At 45.6% G+C, this 19923-nt stretch carries 19 protein-coding genes; 16 read left to right on the top strand and 3 right to left on the bottom strand.

Annotation, left to right across the window (positions count from 1 at the left end):
• The first annotated feature begins 87 nt into the window (after positions 1-87).
• The 10 genes from D5I41_RS00865 to mnhG all read left to right on the top strand — a co-directional run bounded on the left by D5I41_RS00865 (position 88) and on the right by mnhG (position 9380).
• The gene (locus tag D5I41_RS00865) at positions 88-771 is read left to right on the top strand and encodes a spondin domain-containing protein (protein ID WP_119008052.1); all 684 of its coding nucleotides are present in this window, start codon (positions 88-90) and stop codon (positions 769-771) included.
• 10 nt (positions 772-781) lie between these two features.
• Positions 782-1498 (top strand): spondin domain-containing protein, encoded by a 717-nt coding sequence (locus tag D5I41_RS00860; RefSeq protein WP_119008051.1) that lies wholly within the window; start codon positions 782-784, stop codon positions 1496-1498.
• 63 nt (positions 1499-1561) lie between these two features.
• Complete coding sequence (locus D5I41_RS00855) at positions 1562-2317, top strand: response regulator transcription factor (RefSeq protein ID WP_119008050.1); 756 nt, start codon at positions 1562-1564, stop codon at positions 2315-2317.
• Positions 2317-3705 carry a sensor histidine kinase gene (locus D5I41_RS00850; RefSeq protein WP_119008049.1) on the top strand — a complete coding sequence of 463 codons (1389 nt, stop codon included), beginning with the start codon at positions 2317-2319 and terminating at the stop codon, positions 3703-3705. Before D5I41_RS00855 ends, D5I41_RS00850 begins: the two co-directional genes overlap by 1 nt.
• A gap of 106 nt (positions 3706-3811) precedes the next feature.
• Complete coding sequence (gene mbhE, locus D5I41_RS00845) at positions 3812-6475, top strand: hydrogen gas-evolving membrane-bound hydrogenase subunit E (RefSeq protein WP_119008048.1); 2664 nt, start codon at positions 3812-3814, stop codon at positions 6473-6475.
• Positions 6475-6828, top strand: a complete 354-nt coding sequence (locus tag D5I41_RS00840) for a Na+/H+ antiporter subunit C (RefSeq protein ID WP_119008047.1) — start codon at positions 6475-6477, stop codon at positions 6826-6828. Before mbhE ends, D5I41_RS00840 begins: the two co-directional genes overlap by 1 nt.
• A complete protein-coding gene (locus D5I41_RS00835; RefSeq protein ID WP_119008046.1) occupies positions 6825-8321 on the top strand; it encodes a proton-conducting transporter transmembrane domain-containing protein in 1497 nt (498 codons plus the stop codon). Before D5I41_RS00840 ends, D5I41_RS00835 begins: the two co-directional genes overlap by 4 nt.
• Entirely contained in the window at positions 8318-8794 is a 477-nt protein-coding gene (locus tag D5I41_RS00830) for a Na+/H+ antiporter subunit E (RefSeq protein WP_119008045.1), read from the top strand. Before D5I41_RS00835 ends, D5I41_RS00830 begins: the two co-directional genes overlap by 4 nt.
• On the top strand, positions 8787-9065 hold the full coding sequence (locus D5I41_RS00825) for a monovalent cation/H+ antiporter complex subunit F (RefSeq protein ID WP_119008044.1): 279 nt from the start codon (positions 8787-8789) through the stop codon (positions 9063-9065). Before D5I41_RS00830 ends, D5I41_RS00825 begins: the two co-directional genes overlap by 8 nt.
• 18 nt (positions 9066-9083) lie before the next feature.
• Positions 9084-9380 carry a monovalent cation/H(+) antiporter subunit G gene (mnhG, locus tag D5I41_RS00820; protein ID WP_119008043.1) on the top strand — a complete coding sequence of 99 codons (297 nt, stop codon included), beginning with the start codon at positions 9084-9086 and terminating at the stop codon, positions 9378-9380.
• A 36-nt stretch (positions 9381-9416) separates the two neighbouring features.
• Here mnhG and D5I41_RS00815 read toward each other — a convergent pair whose 3' ends face one another.
• Both D5I41_RS00815 and D5I41_RS00805 read right to left on the bottom strand, forming a co-directional pair.
• Complete coding sequence (locus tag D5I41_RS00815) at positions 9417-10352, bottom strand: universal stress protein (RefSeq protein WP_119008042.1); 936 nt, start codon at positions 10350-10352, stop codon at positions 9417-9419.
• Positions 10353-10943: 591 nt separating this feature from the next.
• Positions 10944-11879 carry a hypothetical protein gene (locus tag D5I41_RS00805; protein ID WP_119008040.1) on the bottom strand — a complete coding sequence of 312 codons (936 nt, stop codon included), beginning with the start codon at positions 11877-11879 and terminating at the stop codon, positions 10944-10946.
• Positions 11880-11965: 86 nt separating this feature from the next.
• Between D5I41_RS00805 and D5I41_RS00800 the strand changes: the two genes are divergently transcribed.
• From D5I41_RS00800 to D5I41_RS00775, 6 genes are all read left to right on the top strand, one after another.
• On the top strand, positions 11966-12196 hold the full coding sequence (locus D5I41_RS00800; RefSeq protein WP_119008039.1) for a DUF3820 family protein: 231 nt from the start codon (positions 11966-11968) through the stop codon (positions 12194-12196).
• Between the two features lie 98 nt (positions 12197-12294).
• Positions 12295-13152 (top strand): glutathione-dependent disulfide-bond oxidoreductase, encoded by an 858-nt coding sequence (gene yghU, locus D5I41_RS00795; RefSeq protein WP_119008038.1) that lies wholly within the window; start codon positions 12295-12297, stop codon positions 13150-13152.
• Positions 13153-13538: 386 nt separating this feature from the next.
• A complete protein-coding gene (gene zwf, locus D5I41_RS00790; protein ID WP_162892766.1) occupies positions 13539-15041 on the top strand; it encodes a glucose-6-phosphate dehydrogenase in 1503 nt (500 codons plus the stop codon).
• Positions 15038-15754: a 6-phosphogluconolactonase gene (gene pgl / locus D5I41_RS00785; RefSeq protein WP_119008036.1), complete on the top strand. Its 717-nt coding sequence runs from the start codon at positions 15038-15040 to the stop codon at positions 15752-15754. The genes zwf and pgl overlap by 4 nt, the downstream gene beginning before the upstream one ends.
• A 24-nt stretch (positions 15755-15778) precedes the next feature.
• A complete protein-coding gene (gene gnd, locus D5I41_RS00780; RefSeq protein WP_102448643.1) occupies positions 15779-17227 on the top strand; it encodes a decarboxylating NADP(+)-dependent phosphogluconate dehydrogenase in 1449 nt (482 codons plus the stop codon).
• 175 nt (positions 17228-17402) lie between these two features.
• Positions 17403-18167: a hydratase gene (locus tag D5I41_RS00775; RefSeq protein ID WP_119008035.1), complete on the top strand. Its 765-nt coding sequence runs from the start codon at positions 17403-17405 to the stop codon at positions 18165-18167.
• 78 nt (positions 18168-18245) lie between these two features.
• Here D5I41_RS00775 and D5I41_RS00770 read toward each other — a convergent pair whose 3' ends face one another.
• The gene (locus D5I41_RS00770; RefSeq protein ID WP_119008034.1) at positions 18246-19853 is read right to left on the bottom strand and encodes an ABC-F family ATPase; all 1608 of its coding nucleotides are present in this window, start codon (positions 19851-19853) and stop codon (positions 18246-18248) included.
• Positions 19854-19923 lie beyond the last annotated feature (70 nt).

Raw genomic sequence — 19923 nt, 5'->3', positions numbered from 1 at the left:
TTTTATGAGATTTCAGAGACATTGCTGAACGATCTGCGGTTCATCCTTATTAATACCAAAACAAGGTCATTACAGGATGGATTCAAAATGAAAAAACGTACTCAACTTGGATTAGCTATTTCGTCTGTTGCATATGCACTTGGCTCGGCTGGTGTCAATGCAGCGGAACTTGAAATCACAGTAACTAATGCCACCAAGGGCATCTATTTTACTCCGCTAATAGTGGCGGCCCACAGCTCTGATTTATTCATGTTTAGAACCGGTCAAGCGGCTTCTACGGAGGTAGAAATCATGGCTGAAGGCGGAGACATCTCGGGTTTATCTACCGTTATTGGAAATGCTGGTGGGGTGGTGATTGAAAACCCTGCCGGAGGCATATTAGACCCAGGAGTCGGCACTAGCTTTACCTTAGACAGTGGCGATCTCGAGTATTTGTCCTTGTCAGCGATGCTTTTGCCCACCAACGATGGGTTTGTAGGGCTTGACAGTTGGAAGATCCCAACCACATCGGGCACTTATAAAGCGACGTTAAGCGGATACGACGCTGGCACAGAAGCTAATGATGAGATAGCCAGCAATATGCCTAATCCGCCTTTTATCACCTTTGGTTCAGGCGCTATAGGCGTTGAAACTACGGTAACCAATGCGGTTGTCCATGTTCATCCAGGAAATCTGGGAGATGCTGATTCTGCAGGTGGTAAGAGTGATCTTGATAGTAGCTCACACCGTTGGTTAAACCCAGTTGCAACCATCACTATTGTTGTGAAGTAAGGGGGCTAAAATGAAAAATCGAATCTTATTAGCCGCATTTTCTATGGGCGTACTGGCTGGATGTTCCGACGATGATAACGATGTTGCTGCAATCGCCGCGAGCGATGCTTCTACTCAAAGCCAGCGCTATACGGTCTCTGTGATTAACCTAAGCGCCAATCAACCCATGTCACCATTGGCAGTATTGACTCACAACGACAACTTTTCACTGTTTGAAGTCGGCCAAAGTGCATCGCTACCTTTGGAGCAAATGGCAGAGGCAGGTAGCAATGCAGAGCTTGTCGCCCTGATGGACAGCAACAGCAATGTTGAGCAGGGGTTATCGGGTAATGGCTTAGTCATGCCGGGAATGTCAGATGAGTTAACCATCACCATTGATCCTGATCTCTCGGGGTATGTGTCGGTAGCGTCGATGTTCGTTAATACCAATGACGCGTTTGTCGGCGAATCAGGGATATCCATACAAACCCTAGCGGTAGGGGCAAGCTTTGAGATGAATATGAACGTTTGGGATGCAGGTACAGAGCTCAATGACGAACTTGCGTCAACCATCCCTGGCCCTGCTGGTGGAGGTGAAGGATTTAATGCTGCGCGCAATGACGACGATGTGGTGGCTTTTCATTCTGGTGTGATCACGAGTGATGATGGTCTAGCAAGTTCCGCTCTTGTGGCGACTCATCGCTTCCTAAACCCGGGAGCAAAAATCACCATCACTCGAATCGAGTGAAAGTAATCCTTCCTTACTGCGGTCTAGTGCTCAGGGGCGATAGAAACGAGTAGGGAAGGCTTCATGGAATCACAAGCGACGAATCTGATGGCGAACATTCTATTAGTCGAAGATGACGATGATCTAGCCGAATTAGTGCTGATGCATTTGAAGTTTCAGGGTCACACGGTGACTAGAGTCGCTCGTTGTAATGAGGCGCTAAGGCTCAATCAACAGTTCAACTTTGATTTGCTGATTCTTGATAGGGGACTGCCTGATGGAGATGGTTTAGATATCTGCCATAAACTAAGGCAAGAGCAAAATTGGACACCAGTGCTTATGCTAACGGCCAGAGACAGTGAAATGGACAAGGTTGATGGGTTAGAGGCGGGTGTTGATGACTACATTACTAAGCCATTCAGTGTTCTAGAGTTTCAAGCTAGAGTGCGCAATATCTTACGACGAGTAAGCCAGGTTTCAGAAAAACCCACACAAGCCGAGCCTGATGATACTGCGATGAATTTCGGACTACTCAAAATAACCCCAGAACTTCACCGAGTCTCACTGGATAATAGGGACATAACACTAACAGCTACTGAGTTCACTCTGCTTAAGTTTCTCGCCTCAAGACCAGGCAGGGTGTACAGCAAGGATGAGCTGCTCGGGTATGTGTGGAACACCGAACATTCTGGCTACCATCATACGGTTTGTAGCACCATCAATCGCCTTCGTACAAAGCTCAAACTCTCAGGCTCTGAGCATCGCTTTATTCAAACCGTTTGGGGCGTCGGGTATAAGTTCCAGCCATATCAACAGACCCTAACAGGTGGAGTCGAATGATGAGCTTTAAGTCTCGCTTGATGGTGTTTACCAGTATTTGGTTTTGTTTGGCTGTTGCCTTGATTGCGTTCACCTACAACTGGCAAAAACAGACCATAGAACTTCGAACCAAGCAGAGCTTGCATAAGCAACTTGCCACTCATATGCGAGAAGACAATCCCCTGATGATCGGCTCGGACTACAATCCAGTTGCCTTAAAATCCATTTTTCATACCTTAATGTTGCTCGGCCCAGACTTTGAGATCTATTTTTTGGACGCCAAAGGGAACATTACTACCCATGCCGCTCCTGAGGGAGCACAGTTACAAAGCTACGTTGACCTAGAGCCTATCACCCAGTTCCTTAACGACGAACCATTTCCCATTCTTGGAGAAGACCCTAGAAATCCTGAACACAACAAGGTGTTTTCGGTGTCTGCACTCAAGGAGGGAGCGACCATCATGGGCTATCTCTACGTGGTCATAGGTAGCACTCAGCACAGCGCTATTGCTGCCTCTCAGGTTGATCCTCCCTATGTTGCTTTGGCCGGCCTAGTACTAGTATCTATTATTGGTTTTGCTTTTGGCGTGTATCTCTTGGTAGAGAAAAGCCTGTTATATCCAATCCAAAGGGTGACTAACCAACTTCAATATCAGGCAGAGCATGACTTTCAATTGACGCCAGACTTTAAGCATCAGGTAAAGGAGCTTGCGCCTATTGCGGACTCTTATCACTTGATGGCAAAGCATATTCAGCAGCAGTTTTTGCAGCTGGAATATCAATCATCGCATCAAAGGCAGATGCTTTTGCAGCTCAGTCATGATCTCAAAACGCCGCTTTCCAGCGTATTAGGTTATTTGGAAACGTGGAAACTGCAGAACAAAGAAGACCCGTTGATTGAGGTGGCTTACCGCAATTGCGACAAACTCTCCAATCAGTTGCATTCTATGCTGCAATTGGCAAAGCAAGAAACGCCGTTGCTCAGCTACGAATACCATCCGGTAGACATCGTTACCTTGATTGCTCAAAGTGCGCAGCTAATGCAGAGTCAATTTGACCGCAAGCAAGTGATTCTGAAACAGGATGTTGCTCCTGAACTGCAAACTATAGGAGACAAGGTGTTGTTAGAGCGCTTGGTGGCTAATTTGCTTGAAAATGCGCTAAGGCATAGCCCTAAACACTCAACAGTGTGCTGTCATGCAGAGCTTACGACCAATAAGGCTGATATCAGATTTAGATTTACTAACCATGTTGAACCTAATGCTCAAGGGGGCTCGTTAGGCATTGGTATTAAGATAGTGCAGTCAATCCTAATGCTTCACCACAGCTATCTTGAAACAAAGCAAACAGACAATGAATATCAACAGAGCTTCACCTTGCCATCAACAGGTTTGGTGCCTTTGGTGTAAGAAAGGCTAAACTTTATACAACGGCGAAACGTGTAAATTGGCTTTGGGGTGCAGTTTCAGCGGTACTGCGACTCGAAATGCCCTTGATATGCATTGTAAGGATCAAATGACTCAAGATGCGAAAGTTAAGCCGCTGTACGAAAGTGATCATCGTCGACAGCCCCTATTATTAGGTTTTGCATTACTTCCATTGCTCATACTGTATGCAGCATTCGTGCTATTCAGCTCAGAGCAAGGCAGGGGTGTGAGTGTTCCTTGGGTTCCTAGTCTGGGCATCAATCTTTCTTTCTATCTCGATGGTTTATCTTTCCTATTTGTTCTGCTGATCAGTGGGGTCGGGGTACTCATTCAAATATACGCTTGGTCATATTTGCGTGGAAAAGCCTCTCGCTTTGCCTTCCATCTTTACCTGACCCTATTTATGTTGGCCATGCTAGGCGTGGTTATCAGTGACAACATCTTGTTGCTATTCGTATTCTGGGAACTGACCACGTTAACCTCATACCTGTTGATTGGCTTTAATCACGAGAATCCAAAGTCACGTAAAAATGCGCTGCAGTCTTTATTGGTGACAGGGGCTGGTGGTCTAGCTTTGCTTGCGGGTTTGATAATGCTTGGCAAGATGGCGGGTAGTTATGAGTTAACCGCTATCATCGCGCAAGCCAGTGAAATGCAGAACCATTCTCTGTTTTTACCTTCGCTAGTATTGGTGCTGTTAGGTGCCTTCACAAAATCTGCGCAGTTTCCCTTCCATTTTTGGCTTCCTAACGCAATGGCGGCTCCAACACCGGTGAGTGCGTATCTTCATTCTGCAACTATGGTCAAAGCGGGCATATATCTACTGGCGCGAGTATCACCAGTTTATAGCGACAGTGAGGTTTGGTTTTATGCCTTAGGCACATTTGGCAGTGTGACAGCGATATGGTGCGCACTACTAGCGTTAAAACAAACCGACCTCAAGATGATGCTGGCTTACAGCACTAATGTCGCATTAGGCAAGCTCACTTTGCTGCTGGCGGTGGGAACTGATCTTGCACTAGCCGCCGCTATCTTGTTTGTGGTTGCCCATTCGTTTTATAAAGCGGCGCTGTTTATGGTGGTTGGCAATATCGATAAAGCGACGGGCACACGGGACATGAGAGTGTTGAGCGGGTTAAAAACTCTGTTAGGTCTTAGCCTTGTAGCCGCGGGTTTGGCTGCGTTTTCGAAAGCCGGATTGCCGCCATTTATGGGCTTTTTGAGCAAAGAATATATGTACAAAGCGGGCTTAGAGCTTGGCGTACCTATTGTTGTGGTTCTATTGTTTATCAATGCAATTATGGTGGCATTAGCGCTGGCCTTGATCATAAAGCCGTTCTTAGGCGCGCCCTCTAGCGAGACTAAAACTCAGCCTGTGGAAAAGGACGCTGGGTTATGGATTCCGCCGTTATTGCTAGCACTAGCCAGTCTTTCGGTTCCTGTATTCGGGCTGGAGTGGTTCAGCACTCACCTTATCGTGCCGGGCAGTAATGCGATTGCACTTAGCACGGAATTACAAGGGGTGAAGCTCTGGCAGGGTTTCAACATTCCCTTGTTATTAAGCGGGGTAACCTTGGTGTTGGGTTATCTTGTTTATCGAGGTATTACGCCGATTTCAAACCGATTCAATAGCGTCCCATTTCCAGATGCCAACAAGGTCTTTGATCGCTTGGTTGGCGCGATGTTGAGACTTGCAGCGGTTCAAACCTCATGGCTGCAACATAAGAGCCTGAGCGGCTACGTTTTGTTGTCGTTCTCTATACTGGCTCTACTTCTCGTTGTTGACCCGTTACCTATGGTGCAGGGTATCAAGACTGGCTTACTACAAGTTAGATACTACGAGTTTGCATTAGCGATTGCGCTAGTGGTGTCGGCATTGCTATGCGCTATATCAACCTCAAGACTGCTCTCTGTGGCAGCTCTAGGCATTGTTGGCTTTATGACGACGCTGGTGTTCATGCTTTATAGCGCGCCAGATGTAGCCAAAACCTTATTGCTAGTCGAAACGCTCATGGTGATATTTGTGGTCTTGCTGATCAAGCATATGCCAACCATAGGTTCGGTAAAGAAACACAGTCATCGTCGAAAGGCACTGCATATGGCTATCGCCACTGTTATTGGCGTGTCTGTCACCGCAATATTGGTTAGAGTAACCTCGATACCATTAGAGAGTACGGTGTCTGACTTTTATGCAAACAATAGCTTGCTAGGAGGATTTGGAAGGAATGTAGTGAATGTCATTCTGGTGGACTTTCGCGCCATTGACACATTAGGAGAGGTGGTCGTCGTTGTCGTAGCGGGACTCTCCGCTGTGAGTTTGTTGAAGACACACAAGTATCATTCTCATCGTATTCAGTCTTTGATATTTGCGACTACCTCGCACATTGTGGCAGCGCTAATGCTGGTCTTTTCTATCTACTTGCTCCTTCGCGGTCACAATGCGCCCGGGGGCGGGTTTATAGGCGCGCTCATTGCTGTTATTGGCTTTGCGTTGCTTATGTTCGCAGAATCCCCTCAATACGTTGTTAATCGTCTTCACTATCCACCATTTACCATCGCAGTGTTTGGCATCGCCGTCAGCATCGGAGCAGGGGCACTGGCTCTGCTGTTTCAACAACCATTTTTAACCGGACTCTGGTGGAAAGAGATCATCCCTCTAGGCACCCCCTTTATTTTTGATATCGGCATATATCTGGCCGTTATAGGGGGGGTAATGGGCATGTTGCTACGCGTAAATGAGGAGCTCGATTAATGGAGGTATTGTGGAGCTTTGTCGTTGGGATCTTTGTTGCGATAGGCGTTTACCTAATGCTAGAAAGGCATTTATTGAGGATTCTCTTTGGGCTGATATTACTCAGTAGCGCCATCAATCTTGCTATCTTCACCGCTGGACGACTAACACCGGGGGAGCTTCCTTTAATTGAGGTCGATGGGCGAGTGCCTGCTGATGGGTTTGCAAACCCTTTACCTCAAGCGCTGATCTTAACCGCGATTGTTATCGGTTTTGGATTACTGGTATTTGCGCTTCTACTTTTCTACCGAGCCTACATGGAAACAGGTTCTGCCGATGTTGATGACATGACAGCCTCGGAGGACGATAAGTGACCTCTTTATGGCTGACTCTTCCAACCGTTGGCTCTTTGCTAGTCGCGGTATTGCTGTTTTTCTTTAGAACCCGAACAAATCTGGTTAACGCAGTCAGTGTTTTAGGGGCATTGGCTCAGTTGATTATTGCTGGGTTGTTGGTGCTAGATATCATTAATTTTGGGCCTACGGCGGTGGCCTTTGGTCAATGGATGGCACCTTTTGGTATTGTTTTTGTTGCTGACTTACTGTCCGTTTCTTTGGTGATGATCACGGCCATCATTGGACTCGTCGTTGTTGTCTACGCGATAGGGGATCTGAAGGAGAAGCCATCGTATGGCTCGTATCACGGCTTAATCCATGTGCTCTTATCAGGGGTCTATGGGGCATTTCTAACCGGAGATATTTTTAATCTTTATGTTTGGTTTGAGGTGATGTTGATCGGCTCTTTCGGTCTTATGGTGCTAGATGGTTCAAAAGCGCAGATAGACGGCGCCGTAAAATATGTGTTGCTGAATCTGATCTCTACCTTGGCATTCTTACTCGCAATAGGTCTTGTTTATGGGGCGACGGGTACCCTAAATTTAGCGGATCTCCACTTTAAGATGTCAGAGGTTGAGCCTGATTTACAACGGGTTCTGGCTGTTTTACTTCTGTTTTCTTTCGCAATTAAGTCAGCACTTTTTCCGCTATTTTCTTGGCTACCTGCGTCATACCATACTTTACCTAGCGCAGTCGTCGCTCTGTTCGCAGCATTGCTTACTAAGGTGGGCGTCTATGTATTCTTACGCATCTATACCTTGATATTTCCTTTAGTAGACAGTGGGTTACAACCTTTGCTGATTTGGGTGGCAGGCTTGACTATGCTGTCAGGTGTCTTGGGCGCTGCTAGTCAGTTCGATATAAAGAAAATCCTGTCTTTTCATATTATTAGCCAGATCGGGTACATGTTAATGGGGTTGGCTATTTTTACACCGATAGCAATAGCAGGAGCAATCTTCTATGTCATTCACCATATTCTGGTTAAGGCGAACTTGTTCCTAATTGGAGGGGTCCTGCAGTACACATACGGCTCTAGCGAATTGAATAAACTGGGAGGGGCTTACAAAAGCTCACCCTTGCTTTCATTTTTATTTATCGTACCCGCATTTTCATTAGCAGGGTTCCCTCCTTTGTCCGGTTTTTGGGGGAAATTCTTGGTCATAAAAGCGAGCATAGACGTCGAATTATACCTGCTGGCAAGCGTTGCACTGTTTGTTGGATTGCTGACTATCTATTCGATGACCAAGATTTGGAGCGAGGCATTTTGGAAGCCAGATTCATCTTTACCTATAAATGAAAAAAAGCCACTTAAGATCCCCGTGGCTTACTTGCTTCCTATTGCAACGCTTACCACCTTAAGCCTTATCATTGGCTTGTTTGCTGAGCCTTTTTTCCAGTTTGCGATGCAAGCATCAGAGCAATTGTTGCAACCCACAGAGTATCTACAAGCGGTACTTGAGGAGGGCGTGTGATTTATTTATTTCTCAATCTTTTCTTGGCGTTAGCCTGGATGCTTTTAAATGGTAGTTACAATGTCACAGACTTTGTGTTGGGTTTTATCGTAGGGTTTCTAGCCTTGGCGTTAAGCCAGCCATTTGGTTTGAAAACAAGCTATTTCAAGCGATTTCGAGCAGGGCTAAACCTATTACTGTTCTTTTTATACGAGATGTTTGTGTCAGTTATTCGGGTAACATGGGACGTTATCACTCCGACTCACTTGAGTGATCCAGACATAGTCTATGTGCCACTAGACGTTTCAACTGACTTAGAGATCACTTTGCTAGCCAATATGGTCTCTTTGACTCCAGGTAGCTTAAGCCTTGATGTTTCCTCTGATAGAAAACATCTTATTGTCCATGCGATGTTTGCACCGGACCACGAAAAGGTTTCACGAGATATTAAGCAGGGATTGGAGAAACGCATATTGGAGATGACACGTGGATAATTGGCTGATGATCAGCATCGTTATATGCAGCTTTTGCCTGTTTTTAAGCTTTGTTATGGCAGTAGTGCGTTTGGCTATAGGCCCCACGTTAGCAGACCGCGTAGTCGCACTGGATCTGATCGCATTCATTACCATTGGCTCTATTGCTTTGTACACATTATATAGCGGTCAGATGGCGCTTCTTGATATCGCCATAACGCTTGGATTGGTGGCGTTTCTGGGCACGATAGCCTTTGCTCGGCTAATAGCGAAGCAAAGTGGGAAGGGGTAAGGCTATGGGGGGATTGTTATGGAATGGTTGATTGGTGTACTTCTGTGCTTGGGTGGTTTGTTTGTACTAGTCGCAAGTTTAGGGGTACTTAGGCTCCCTGATCTCTTTACAAGAATGCATGCCGCCACTAAGGCCGGGACAGTAGGCTTAGGGTTGCTTTTGCTGGCTGTAGCGTTCGCTATCCCTGATATCACGGTGATATCAAGAGTGATTGGTACCATGTTGTTTATCTTTCTGACTGCACCGGTGGCAGCGCATTTACTTGGCAAAGCGATGAAGCAAAGTGGGTATAAGATGTGGCAAAAAAAAGAGTAGCTCGTAGGCTACCCTTTGAAAGTGAGGTTAAGGCCATTAGACAAATGGTGTCACAAAACCTTTTGGTTTTAATGCAACTAGAGAACACGTGACAGAGCGAACAATATTCTCTGCGGTATTGCCAATCACAAATCCAGGAATTCCGGTACGTGCTAGCGTGCCCATAACAAGAATGTCAATTTCATGCTCGTCTACCCAATGCGGAATAACATCATCAGGAACACCGTGTAAGTGGTGCACTATAATCTCACCGCTTACGCCTGACTCCTTGATAAGGTGGTCAAGGGCTGCGCTGTGTTCCACTTTGGCTTTGTCTATTTCAGCGTTGAGCTCTTTATCTTCAATCTTGATCCAAGCATGGCTGTCCAAATAGCGCTCTAGTTGATACTCCCAGCAGGATAAAACGTGCAATCGGCTGTCACAGCTATCTGCGATTGAGCGTGATAACTCCATCAGACGCATACACAGCCCTCTGTGTTCGTCGCTTGCGATAACGGGGTCAATGGCAACAGCCACTCTTCGTTTGTTTCTAGGTTTGCTGCTAGCGCGGTTTAGCCACACGGGAGACGGACATTTTCTAAGTAGTGTCATGTCTATGGCTTTGAAGCCTTCGCCATCGTCATCTAATGGCTCTGCATCCTTAATAAGCAGATCGTGTTCGCCCTTATGCACCGCACGAATGATATTGATAGCGGGCTTCTCTCCACTGACAACTTCTAGAGGGAAAGAAACATCGTCTTCGGGGATATTGTGGGTCTCTCTACTGTCTTTAATGTGCTCGCTGACATTATGAATGAGAGAGTTCTCGTAACTGGACTGATACTGAGAAAGATTAACTGGAAGTGGAGGACAAAAGATTATGCCTTTCAACGGAGCTTGATTATTGTAAGAAAGTCTCAACGCTTGGCCGATAGAGTCACTGTGATTAGATAATCCTTGGCTAACAAATAGAATATTCTTAAACTTTTTCATATACACCTCCGTGGGCATAAGGCATTAGTGTTTAAAGTGCCGAGTCTTGTATTGTCCTAACTGTTTATCGAACTATTGATAGTAAAGTTTAAAGTCGATCCTTGTCCTATTCAAATTGGGTTTTAAGCTTAGAAAAACCGATCCCTTTGTGTTTTTAATTACTCATTGATAACTATGGAGTTATCTCTAAATCTCTGTTTGATCTTTATTTCTTTAAAAACATTTCCATGATCGTGTGGTCTAAATTATTCGCATACCCCGAAAGTGGTAGTTACTCAAAGTGAGTATAGGCAAGTCAGAAGCGTAAAGGGCGACAGATTATCTACTTTCGTTAGCTCGAACGGCTTTGGCGACACTGGCAAGGAGGAAGTATGAAAGTATGTCCATCATGTTACAGCGAAATGGTTTCCCGAAGTGGGATCCATGTATGTCCTCGAAACGAAATAGGTGATTGTCGATTCAATGGTTACGATAGCGTGAAACCAGAGACTAAAGTGAAGCCATCGTGTTTGAGCGAATCCAAACAGAGACAGCCCCCTCAGTTGCCACAACAATGATTTATCAAGGTGAGCCGAACAAGCTCACCTTGCTCTAGAAGTTTTCAAAGCGAATCTCTAATCTTAAACGAATACTCGCTTCTTCTTCAAAGCCTTGATCGTACTCTCTATACCAGTTGTATTCAGGTGTCACTTCGTAATAGAACCATTTAAAGAAAACATTATGGCGATAGGTCATACCGATCAGAGTATTGTCAATGAATGAGCGCGGATAGTCTGTACCTGTGGTACTTACGGTATAGTTGATGGCCTGAGTCTTCGAGAGATATTGATACAACACAAAGGCAGTACCTAAATCCCAGATACTCGTATCGTCGGCGTGATCACGATTGAATTCGGCAAATGAAGTCCAGCGTAGTAAGAAGTTTTTGGACAGGGCTTGGTCGATATCAAACTGAGTGGACTCTCCAGTCAGTTCTGTTTCTTGGTAGAGTTTTTGTGTAATACGACTAACGGTGTTGATTCCAAGAGGATAAGTAAAGCGATAACGAGCCTCAATCTTAGGCTTAAAGGTAGCTTTAATATTAAAGCTGCTGTAACCCTTGGCATAGATGTCATACCTTAGACCAATACTATTCTCCACTTCTTCCGCGTTGCGAGGAAAAAGATCAAACAAGTCGTCCTCGCCATCAGATTCGATGATCAATTTAAGGCGGTTTGTTACTTTGGGTAAGTTAAACTTGGCATCGATCCTGGTATTGTATTTAAAGCCGTCATTTTCAAATTGAGTAAAATCATTTTTCCAGCGCACAGAGGTGCCCGCTCTTGCATCCTCAGTGACACGCTCATCAGCAAAGAAATCATCAAACCAAACAGCAGGCTGGCAAAACTTGGTGTTTAGATAGTGATAAGCTCTGGAGATGGCTCTATCGTCCTCGGGTTTGCTCAAGCACATCTCTTCAGTATCTTCAGCCAAAGAGGGGGCGGATAATCCTGTGAGTAGGAATGTGATGAAAATGGCTCTGCGCAAACTGGTTCCTTTAGTTTGTGTCACTGATTCTTATTATCGTAGATGTAACAATAAATGTCATGAAGTGTTTGATTTGGTTTTAAAAAATGTTAGAAAAAGAAAATATACTTAAGCTTGCTCGAATGAAAATGCCGTTTGGTAAGTTTGCGGGTAGGGTGCTCATTGACTTACCCGAGGAGTACCTGTTGTGGTTCCAAAATAAGTCAGAGTGGCCGTCTGGTGAACTAGGGCAGTTACTGCAGTTGTGTTTAGCGCTAAAAGTCGAAGGGTTGGACTCAGTGGTGAAGCCATTGAAAGACGATCAGGATAGGTATTAGGGTGTGAAAACTCTTGCCTTCTCGAAGGAGTAGACATAGTATGATCTATATTGAGCGATCGTTCATTTAAGTGGCTAAGCCAAATTCAAGGAGATATTATGACTGAACAATATGTACCGCCAAAAATCTGGATCAATGATGCGGAGGGTGGCAATAAGTGGGCGAATATCAACAGCCCTGAATCTGGTGCACGATTTGAGCGAGACCTGCCAGTCGGTGAGCATGCATTTCAGTTGTACTCGCTTGGGACGCCTAACGGCCAGAAAGTCACTATCTTATTTGAAGAGCTTCTAGCCGCAGGAATTAAAGATGCGGAATACGATGCCTACTTAATTAACATCGGTGAGCTAGACCAATTCTCATCGGGTTTTGTGGGTGTAAACCCAAATTCAAAAATCCCTGCATTAGTCGACAAATCTGGCAGTGATCCCGTCAACGTATTTGAATCAGCGTCCATTCTTGTTCATTTGGCAGAGAAGTTTGATCGCTTCCTACCTAAATCTGGTCCAGAGAGAACCCAAACATTCAATTGGCTGTTTTGGGCACAAGGGTCAGCGCCGTTTCTAGGAGGTGGCTTTGGACACTTCTATGCTTACGCTGATGAAAAGCAAGAGTACCCAATTAACCGCTTTTCGATGGAAGCCAAGCGTCAGTTGGATGTGCTCGATAAACAATTAGCGGATAATACTTTTGTCGCGGGCGAAGAGATCACCATTGCAGACATGGCGATTTGGCCATGGTATGGCAATTTGGTTTTGGGTAATCTTTATGATGCTGCAGAGTTCTTGCAGGTTGAGACCTATACCAATGTGCTTCGTTGGGCAAAACAACTTGAGCAGCGCAAAGGCTTTAAGCGTGGGCGTGTTGTAAACCGTTCGTTTGGTGAAGAATGGGATCAAGTCCCAGAGCGTCACAGCGCCGAAGATATTGATAAGGTGCTAAAGTTACGACCTTAGAGTGTTAGTTTTTAAACTACGAATGCCAGCAGAGCCAGTGGATTGCCATTGGCTTTTTGTCTCTCATGATGGCGATAGACTCGATGACAAGTTTTCCTGTCCAGATATTGAACAGGTAGGGCGGTAAACTAAAGTTACGAATGAAAAACGTTTGTATTGAGCTCATATATAGCTAGACTGTAACACAAGGCAATCTCCGTAAAGTTATCGGAGATTTTTTTTGTCTATTTTTTACAATTTGTCGCCCTATGAAAGTGACAAGTTATTTTAATTCAGCCCATTCGGTGTAGAATTCTTTTCATAGTGCATTTTGACCCATTCGGCCGCGGTTTCCCCCGACGACGTGATGGATGTATGCAACCCTTAAAGGTACTTAAGGACACATGATGGTAATACCTGATAAAAGCAGCATAGTAATTTTTGGTGCTTCTGGAGATTTAACTTACCGTAAGCTAATCCCAGCGTTATATCGACTGTACCAAAGCGGTCAACTTCCCCAATCGTTCTACATTCTTGGCGTAAGTCGCACTGAATACAGTGATGAAAGCTACCGCGAGAAGATTAAGAAGTCCCTTCAAGAATTCGAACAAACAGAACAAGTGGTATTAGATGAGTTCATGAACCATCTGCACTACCAAGCGATCAATACCTCAGACACTGCTGATTACGCCAAGCTTGTAGCGAGACAAGATGAACTTGCTGCTCACTACCAATTGGAACAACGTAACGTTCTTTACTACTTAGCGACACCACCGAGTCTCTATTCAGTGATCCCTGCAAGCCTTGCGGCGCACGGCTTGAATAAAGAGGATGATGGTTGGAAGCGTTTGATCGTTGAGAAACCATTCGGCTATGACCTTGCTTCTGCAAAAGAGTTGGATAAGAAAATTCACACTCATTTTGAAGAAACGCAGCTGTACCGAATTGACCACTATCTTGGAAAAGAAACGGTTCAAAATCTGCTGGTGTTCCGTTTCTCGAATATCATGTTTGAGCCTCTTTGGAACCGAAACTTCATCGAGTATGTAGAAATTACCGGTGCTGAGTTCTTAGGTGTTGAAGAGCGTGGTGGATACTACGATGGCTCAGGCGCTGTGCGCGACATGTTCCAAAACCATTTGCTACAAGTGTTAGCAATGGTGGGTATGGAGTCACCTCCTCGCATAGACGCGGACGCCATTCGTGACGAAGTGGTCAAGGTACTACGAAGCCTCAAGCCACTTGATGAGCATGACCTGACTAAAAATTTGGTATTGGGGCAATACACAGAATCTGAAGTACGAGGCGAATTCCTACCTAGCTATCGTGATGAGAACGGTGTTGCCGATGACTCTCGTACAGAGACCTACATAGGACTGAAGGCATACATCAACAACAGCCGTTGGAATGGTGTTCCTTTTTACGTGCGTACTGGTAAGCGACTTCCGACGCGCGTCACCGAGGTGGTTATCCACTTTAAAGACACGCCTCATCCAGTGTTTGGTCAAGATGCTCCCGAGAATAAGCTTATTATCCGTATTCAACCGGATGAAGGTATTCAAATCAGCTTTGGTTTGAAAGAGCCGGGTGCAGGTTTCCACGCCAAAGAAGTGAAGATGAACTTCCACTACAAGACGCTGAATGAAGCCCATATGCTAACAGCTTATGAGCGCTTGTTGCTTGATGCATTAAATGGCGACGCAACCTTGTTTGCGCGTTCAGATGCAGTCGAAACATGTTGGGAATATGTCCAGCCTATTCTGGACTTTAAAGAGCGCCCACAAGCCTTGTTTGGTTACGCTAGTGGTACATGGGGACCGAAAGAGTCTCATGATCTGCTAGAGCGTGATGATAGAGCTTGGCGCTATCCGTGCAAGAACTTAACCGATACAGATTATTGCGAGTTATGATGAATACTAAAATTTTTGAGACTCCAGCACAGGTAGTAGAACAACTTGCGCAGGAGCTAAAAGCATTTAGCCAACTAGGCAGAGCAGTGCATATCTCTTTGTCTGGTGGCAGCACGCCGAAAATGTTGTTTAAACTATTAGCAACACAGCCTTATGCTAGCGATATCCAATGGCAGAACCTTCATTTCTGGTGGGGTGACGAGCGCTGTGTAGCACCTGATGATGCAGAAAGTAACTTTGGTGAAGCTAACGCATTGCTATTTACGCCTGTAGGCGTCCCTGCGCAGAACATTCATCGTATTCTTGGTGAAAACGACTCAGAGCAAGAAGCGGTTCGTTTTGCGAGTGAAATGCTGGAAGTTATCCCTTCAGAAAACGGTGTTCCAGTGTTTGATTGGATCCTACTAGGTGTGGGCGCGGATGGACATACCGCTTCTTTATTCCCTGGCCAAACAGATTACAGTGAAGAAAAGCTGGCTATCGTTGCTGCACACCCAGAATCGGGCCAGTTGCGTATTTCTAAGTCAGCTCAAGTACTTCAAGCGGCAAAACGTATCAGCTACTTGGTGCTTGGCGCAGGCAAAACCGACATCGTAAACGAGATCTACCACACTCCTGCTGAGGAGTTGCCATATCCAGCGGCAAAGATTCACTCCATTACGGGTGAAACAGAGTGGTTTTTAGATTCAGATGCAGCAAGCAAGATTGCTTAAGATAAGAATATTAGGAGAGAGTGTATGAAAGGTGATATTGGTGTAGTTGGACTCGCAGTAATGGGTCAAAACCTTATCTTAAACATGAACGATCACGGTTTTAAAGTTGTTGCACACAACCGTACTGCCGCGAAGGTAGATCAGTTCCTTGAAGGCCCAGCGAAGGACACTAACATCGTTGGTGCATACTCGTTGCAAGAGATGGTAGATAAGCTAGAAACGCCGCGTAAGGTGATGCTTATGGTTCGTGCGGGCGATGTTGTAGATAGCTTTATTGAGCAACTTATCCCTCTACTAGACAAGGGTGACATCATCATCGATGGTGGTAACACTAACTACCCGGACACTAACCGCCGTGTTGCTTACCTTCGTGAGAAGGGCATTCATTTCATCGGTACTGGTGTATCTGGTGGTGAAGAGGGCGCTCGTTTTGGTCCTTCTATTATGCCAGGCGGCTCTCCAGAAGCATGGGAAGCGGTGAAACCTATTCTTCAAGGCATCTCTGCGAAAACCGACAAGGGCGAGCCTTGTTGTGATTGGGTAGGTAACGATGGCGCAGGCCACTTCGTTAAAATGGTACACAATGGCATCGAATACGGTGACATGCAGCTTATCTGTGAAGCATACCAGTTCATGCAAGACGGCCTTGGCATGTCTGCTGACGAGATGCAGAAGGTATTTGCTGAGTGGAACACCACAGAACTAGATAGCTACCTTGTTGAAATCACGGCTGACATCCTAAAGTACCGTGACGAAGATGGCGCACCACTGGTTGATAAGATTTTAGATACCGCTGGTCAAAAAGGTACAGGTAAATGGACGGGTATCAACGCTCTAGACTTGGGCATTCCGCTAACGCTTATCTCTGAATCAGTATTCTCTCGCTGCCTGTCTTCACTGAAAGATCAGCGCGTAGCGGCAGAGAAGCTTTTTGGTAAGACGGTTGAGCCTGTAACAGGTGACAAGCAAGAGTGGGTTGATGCACTTCGTCAAGCCCTTCTAGCATCAAAGATCATCTCTTACGCACAAGGTTTCATGCTGATGCGTGAAGCGTCAAATGAGAATGGTTGGGACCTAAACTACGGTAACGTAGCACTAATGTGGCGTGGCGGTTGTATTATTCGCTCTGCGTTCCTTGGCAATATCCGTGATGCGTTTGATACTGATCCTGAGATTGCATTCCTTGGTTCAGACCCTTACTTCAAAGCAATCCTAGAGAACTGTCTAGGTGCATGGCGTAAGGTTGCGGCTAAGTCTCTAGAAGTAGGTATCCCAATGCCTTGTACGACTTCAGCGCTGTCTTTCCTTGATGGTTACACTACAGCACGTCTGCCAGCGAACCTTCTGCAAGCTCAACGTGACTACTTCGGTGCTCACACTTATGAGCGTATCGACCGTGAGCGTGGCGAATTCTTCCACACTAACTGGACAGGTACAGGCGGCGACACTGCGTCTACAACGTACGACGTTTAAACCTTAATCTTTAGCGCTTATTTTTAGAGCGCACAATTTGAGATTGATGTTGAGAAGGTGACTTGTTTTCAAGTCACCTTTTTTGTTTCAAGAGGGTTCAAGGGGGCGTAGGTAGCCTATTCAGAGCACTTGATTTCCTATATCATTAATTAAAATAACAAACAGGTAATACAATATGACAAACTTTTTTAATGACGCTGCCTCTGAGCTACTAGGTCGTCGCGTAGCGGGCACTAAAGCTCCACGTCTAGCTGAAAACATTCGTCCAACTTCTCTTGAAGACGCACTGCAAGTTCAGGCTGCAATGGTTGAAGCTAAGAACGGTCAAGTCGGTGGTTGGAAGTGTCTAAACCCTCTATCTGAAGACAAGTACATCGTAGCGCCTATCTTTTCTGATAGCGTGCTACAAGGCGACACTTGTGAGCTGTTTGCTGACAATGGCGTAGCGCGTATTGAACCTGAAATTGGCTTTACGCTAGGCAAAAACCTACCCGCTAACCCAGAAGGGTACACCGAAGATCAAATCAACGATGCAATCGGTTCTTGTCATATGGCTCTAGAGCTTATGCAAGCGCGTTTTGCTGCAGATAGCGATGCAGAATTCTACGAGAAACTGGCTGATTGTATGGTTAACCAAGGTCTATTCGTAGGTCCAGAAATTGCTCGTGAAAAAGCATTCAACGCTGCAAAAGTAGCGGTAAGCGTAGCGCAAGGTGATAACGTTCAAACGTTTGACGGTGAGCACCCGAACCAGTCAGCACAAAGCCCAATCTATTGGCTAATTAACTTCATGACTCGCCGTGGCGTTGAATTTAAAGCAGGCGAAACTATTATCACTGGCTCTTACTGCGGCATCGTAGAAGTTGCATTTGATAAGCCAACGACCATCAAGTACGACGGTATTGGTGAATACGAAGTGGTATTTAACGCTAAGGCGTAAATTCAGACTTTGTTTGTTGAAAAAAAGCAGAAGCCCTAGGGCTTCTGCTTTTTTAATGCGTGCTTGTCTAGCTTTGCGTTACAAGGTAACTGCTAGCTCTTTCTTTTGATGGTCCAGGTACTCGTCATAAGTGCCTTGGAAGTTCACCAGTTTCTTATCTTTAATATCGATGATAGAGGTCGCTAGCGAAGAAACGAACTCACGGTCATGACTAACGAAGATAAGTGTGCCTTGGTACTCTTTAAGAGCAGAGTTCAGCGCTTCGATGGCTTCCATGTCCATGTGGTTTGTGGGTTCATCCATAATCAACACGTTGATGTCTTGCATCATCAGCTTGCCAAATAGTAGACGGTTTTTCTCACCACCAGAACAGTTCTTCGCTTTCTTGTTAGCGTCATCAGCAGTAAACAGTAGACGCCCTAAAATGCCACGTACCATAAGATCATCGTGCTTAACGGTGCGCCACTGAGAGATCCAATCAAAGATGGTTAGGTCATTGTCGAAGTCTGCAGTGCTATCTTGCGGGCAGTAGCCGATAGAGGCATTTTCTGACCATTTAACTACGCCGTGCTTTTGCTCTAGTTCATTCACTAGGCAGCGTAAGAAGGTCGTCTTACCAACACCATTCTCGCCAATAACCGCAAGACGACTGCCAGCTTCAAGGAGTAGGTTACCTGCTTCAAACAGAAGCTCATCATCGAATGCGTGTCCAATGTCTTGTAATTCAAGCGCTTGACGGTGCAGTTTCTTACCTTCGCCAAAGTCAATGGACGGGCTAATACGGCTTGATGACTTAACCTCATCCAGCTTGATCTTGTCCATCTTTTTCGCGCGAGAACTGGCCTGCTTTGCTTTAGAAGCGTTTGCACCAAAGCGGTTTACGAAGTCTTGTAGTTCGTTGATTTCTGCCGCTTTCTTAGCGTTACTTGATAAAAGCTGCTCACGAATAAGTCCAGAAGCCTCAAGGAAGTATTCGTAGTTGCCTGGGTAGATGCGTAGCTCACCATAGTCGATATCGGCCATGTGAGTACATACAGAGTTCAGAAAGTGGCGATCGTGCGAGATGATGATCATGGTGCACTTACGTTGATTTAGCTCTTCACCCAGCCAGTTGATGGTGTGAATATCCAAGTTGTTGGTAGGCTCATCTAGCAGCAAGATATCTGGGTTAGCAAACAGTGCCTGCGCTAGTAGTACACGCAACTTCCAACCAGGAGCAACCTGCTGCATTAAACCAAAGTGAAACTCTTCTTCGATACCGGCTTGAAGGAGAATATCGCCAGCACGGCTTTCTGCAGTGTAGCCGTCCATCTCAGCAAATTCGCTTTCTAGTTCGGCCACTTTCATGCCGTCTTCTCCACTCATTTCTGGAAGAGAGTAGATACGGTCGCGCTCTTGCTTAATTTCCCAAAGCTTGCGGTCACCCATGATAACCACATCAATCACATTGTATTGTTCAAATGCGAACTGGTCTTGGCTTAGCACACCCAGTTTCAACCCAGGAGTTATAGAGACATTGCCTGAGCTTGGCGTTAATGCGCCACTCAAGATCTTCATGAAGGTTGATTTACCACATCCATTAGCACCAATAAGGCCATAACGGTTGCCGTTACCAAATTTAGCAGAGATGTTTTCAAATAACGGTTCTGCGCCAAATTGCATTGTGATGTTTGCGGTAGATATCAAAGAGCTATTCCTGAGTATTTTAAATTGGATTCTGCTTGGTCAGAGAACGCGACAAAACAGGGAGTTATGA

Source organism: Vibrio superstes (assembly GCF_003569005.1).
GTDB lineage: Bacteria > Pseudomonadota > Gammaproteobacteria > Enterobacterales > Vibrionaceae > Vibrio > Vibrio superstes.
Note: the sequence above shows the minus strand (reverse complement) of the source record. Positions and strands in the feature narration are given on the sequence as shown.